Genomic DNA, 3,590 nt, shown 5'->3' with positions numbered 1-3,590 from the left:
GCGATGCGTTGGCGCACGGTGTTGCGGTGCAGGCCGAGCGGCACCGCCGTACGGTCCCAACTCCCGTGCAGGGAGAGCCAGGTGCGCAGCGTCTCGGTCAGCGCCGGGAACCCGGCGCTGACCGAGACGCTGCGCACCTGGCTCTCCCTGCACGGGAGTTGGGACCGTACGGCGGTGGCGCTCGGCGTGCACCGCAACACCGTGCGCCAACGCATCGCGCGCTGCGCGGCGTTGCTCGGCACCGACCTGGACGATCCGGACGTACGGATGGAGTTGTGGTTCGCTCTCAGGGAACCACCGGGCGGCGAGGCGTGATCGGCGGGGCATGATCGGCGACGTGACCCACGTCCCAGCGGCGGGAACCGCGCTGACGCGCACAGGCGTCTGCACCAGAATGGGGGTATGCCGATACCCCGGATCCCCACCCGCACCGAGCTCGTCGACCACCTGGTGAAGACCCGCATCGCGGGCCAGGTGGCCACGCCGCGCGAGAACAACCTCTCTCACTACCGTCAACTCGCCAACGGTGTGCGGAACTTCTGGCTCGGCCTGGAGCTGGGCGACCGGTGGGCGGACGAGCAGGACGTGCTCGCGGTGATGGCGGAGCGGGTCGGGGTGAACGACGATCCGGAGTACCGGTACGGGCAGGACACGATCGACCCGGAGCTGACGGTCGACGCGCTGGACCGGATGGCGGCGCGGCTGCGCAAGGCGGCGGACGGGCACCAGCGGGTGCTGTTCGCGACGGGACACCCGGGCGGGCTGCTGGACGTGCACCGCACGGTCGCCGCCGCGCTGCGGACAGCGGGCTGCGACATCGTGGTGATCCCGGACGGCCTCCAGACGGAGGAGGGGTACGTCATGCAGTTCGCGGACGTCGCGGTCCTCGAACACGGCGCGACCCTGTGGCACACGCACTCCGGCGAGCCGATGCGGCAGATCCTCACGGCCCTCGAACGCACCGCCCGCGACCTGCCGGACCTCGTCGTCGCCGACCACGGCTGGGCGGGGTACGCGGGGCAGCACGGCATCGACTCCCTGGGGTACGCCGACTGCAACGACCCCGCCCTGTTCCTCGCGGAGTCGGAGGGGACGGTGCAGGTGGCGGTGCCGCTGGACGATCACGTGGTCAGCCCCAGGTACTACGACCCGATGGTGGCGTACCTGCTGGCCGAGGCGGGGCTGAGATGACCCGTAGCTCTCAGGGCGTACCCGGTTAACTCTCGCGGGGCCCGGCCCTCAGCACCCCGGCCCACCCCGTAGTACCCCTAGCTCTCGCGGGGGACCCGGACCACGCCCTCCTGGATCACCGAGATCGCCAGCTGCCCGTCCCGCGTGTAGATCCGCGCCTGCCCGAGACCGCGCCCGCCGTGCGCCGACGGCGACTCCTGGTCGTACAGGAGCCATTCGTCGGCCCGGAAAGGCCGGTGGAACCACATCGCGTGGTCCAGGGAGGCCCCGACGACGTCCCCGACGGCCCAGCCTCCGCGCCCGTGCGCGAGCAGGACGGAGTCGAGGAGGGTCATGTCGGAGACGTACGTCGCGAGGACCACGTGGAGCAGCGGGTCGTCGGCCAGCTTGCCGTTCGTGCGGAACCAGACCTGGGAGTGCGGCTCGCGGGGTGCGCCGTACTTGCCGTACGGGGGCTCCTCGACGTACCGCAGGTCGATCGCCTCGCGGGATTCGAGGAAGCGCTCGACGACGTCCGGCGCCAAGTGGCCGTATCCGCGCAGCCGTTCGTGGCTGGTCGGGAGGGTCTCCGGGTCGGGCGCGGGCGGCATCGGGGTCTGGTGGTCGAGGCCGTCCTCGTACGTCTGGAAGGACGCCGACAGGGCGAAGATCGGCCGGCCGTGCTGGACGGCGACCGCGCGGCGGGTCGTGAAGGAGCGGCCGTCGCGCAGGCGCTCGACCGTGTAGACGATCGGCGCGCCGGGGTCGCCGGGGCGCAGGAAGTAGGCGTGCAGGGAGTGCGCGAGCCGGTCCGGCGGGACCGTGCGCCCCGCCGCGACCAGCGCCTGGGCGGCGACCTGCCCGCCGAAGACCCGGGGGACGACGGCGGAGCGGGACTGGCCGCGGAAGATGTTCTCCTCGATCTGTTCGAGGTCGAGCAGATCGAGGAGGTCGTGGAGTGCCTCGGTCATGGCCCCTAGTTTCCTGATGTGTCGTTGCCGGGGCCGTCGCCGATCGGTCCTACAGGCCCATGTTCTTGGCGATGATCGACTTCATGATCTCGCTGGTGCCGCCGTAGATGCGGTTGACGCGGTTGTCCGCGTACAGGCGGGCGATCGGGTACTCGTTCATGAAGCCGTAGCCGCCGTGCAACTGGAGGCAGCGGTCGATGACGCGGTGCGCGACCTCGGTGGTGAAGAGCTTCGCCGAGGCGGCCTCGGCGGGGGTCAGCTCGCCCGCGTCGAGCGCCTCGGTGGCGCGGTCGACGACGGCCTCGGCGGCGTCCACCTCGGCCTGGCAGGCGGCGAGTTCGAACTTGGTGTTCTGGAACGCGGCGACCGGCTGACCGAAGACGACGCGGTCCTTGACGTACTGCGTCGCGAACCGGATCGCGGCCTTCGCCTGCGCGTACGCGCCGTAGGCGATGCCCCAGCGCTCGGAGGCGAGGTTGTGGCCGAGGTAGTAGAAGCCCTTGTTCTCCTCGCCGAGGAGGTCCTCGACGGGGACCTTGACGTCGACGAACGCCAGCTCGGCGGTGTCGGAGGTCTTCAGGCCGAGCTTGTCGAGCTTGCGGCCGACGGAGTAGCCCTCGGCCTTCGTGTCGACGACGAAGAGGGAGATGCCGTGGCGGCGGTCCTCGGCGCTCGGCGCGGAGGTGCGGGCGCAGACGATCATGCGGTCGGCGTGGACGCCGCCGGTGATGAAGGTCTTGGCGCCGTTGAGGACGTAGTGCGTGCCGTCCTCGGAGAGCTTGGCGGTGGTCTTCATGCCGGCGAGGTCGGAGCCGGTGCCCGGCTCGGTCATCGCGATGGCCCACATCTCCTCGCCGGAGACGAACTTCGGGAGGTAGCGCTTCTTCTGCTCGTCGGTGGCGAGCAGCTTCACGTACGGCAGGCCCAGCAGCGTGTGCACGCCGGAGCCGCCGAACGTCACGCCCGCGCGCGCGGTCTCCTCGTAGATGATCGCCTCGAACTTGTACGAGTCGATGCCGGCGCCGCCGTACTCCTCGGCGACCTGGATCCCGAAAACGCCCAGCTCGGCGAGTTTGTAGTAGAACTCGCGCGGCGCCTGCCCCGCGGCGAACCACTCGTCGTACACCGGCACGACCTCGGCCTCGATGAACGCCCGAAGGGTCTCCCGGAACGCCTCGTGATCCTCGTTGAACACCGTACGGCGCACGCCGCCACCTCCCGCTACCTGTCTAAGCGCTTGCTCATATCAGAGCGTACCGGCGAGTAGCCAGGAGCGCCAGAGACGCAAGTCACTCCAGAACCACCGGAGGGCCGGCCCCAGGCACCCAACAATGCCTTCCCGAGGGGCTCAGCGCGCGGGCGGGGGGCCGGACAGGCGGACCCGACGCCACCCAGGACCCTGCCGCACACGTACGCGCGTGCGCGCCCCCGGCAGGGTCACTCCTCCGC

At 70.7% G+C, this 3,590-nt stretch carries 4 protein-coding genes and 1 pseudogene; 2 read left to right on the top strand and 3 right to left on the bottom strand.

The window, feature by feature from the left end; genetic code table 11:
• The coding region (locus AOK24_RS46855) for a helix-turn-helix domain-containing protein (protein ID WP_240554316.1) at positions 1-137 on the bottom strand (137 nt) is incomplete at its 3' end.
• On the opposite strand from AOK24_RS46855, the pseudogene AOK24_RS38280 reads away from it, so the two are divergent.
• Positions 109-315: pseudogene (locus AOK24_RS38280) on the top strand (helix-turn-helix domain-containing protein); the annotation flags it as partial. The gene AOK24_RS46855 and the pseudogene AOK24_RS38280 sit on opposite strands and share 29 nt — an antisense overlap.
• Positions 316-402: 87 nt before the next feature.
• A complete protein-coding gene (locus tag AOK24_RS38275; protein WP_055724546.1) occupies positions 403-1,191 on the top strand; it encodes a phosphatase in 789 nt (262 codons plus the stop codon).
• A 77-nt stretch (positions 1,192-1,268) separates the two neighbouring features.
• On the opposite strand, the gene tesB is transcribed toward AOK24_RS38275, so the two are convergent.
• Both tesB and AOK24_RS38265 read right to left on the bottom strand, forming a co-directional pair.
• Complete coding sequence (gene tesB / locus AOK24_RS38270; protein WP_055724545.1) at positions 1,269-2,141, bottom strand: acyl-CoA thioesterase II; 873 nt, start codon at positions 2,139-2,141, stop codon at positions 1,269-1,271.
• Positions 2,142-2,190: 49 nt separating this feature from the next.
• On the bottom strand, positions 2,191-3,348 hold the full coding sequence (locus tag AOK24_RS38265; protein WP_055724544.1) for an acyl-CoA dehydrogenase family protein: 1,158 nt from the start codon (positions 3,346-3,348) through the stop codon (positions 2,191-2,193).
• Positions 3,349-3,590: the final 242 nt, after the last annotated feature.

Source organism: Streptomyces niveiscabiei, assembly GCF_001419795.1.
GTDB classification, from domain to species: domain Bacteria; phylum Actinomycetota; class Actinomycetes; order Streptomycetales; family Streptomycetaceae; genus Streptomyces; species Streptomyces niveiscabiei.
The sequence above is the reverse complement of the archived record's forward strand: the minus strand, read 5'-3'. Positions and strand labels throughout refer to the sequence as shown.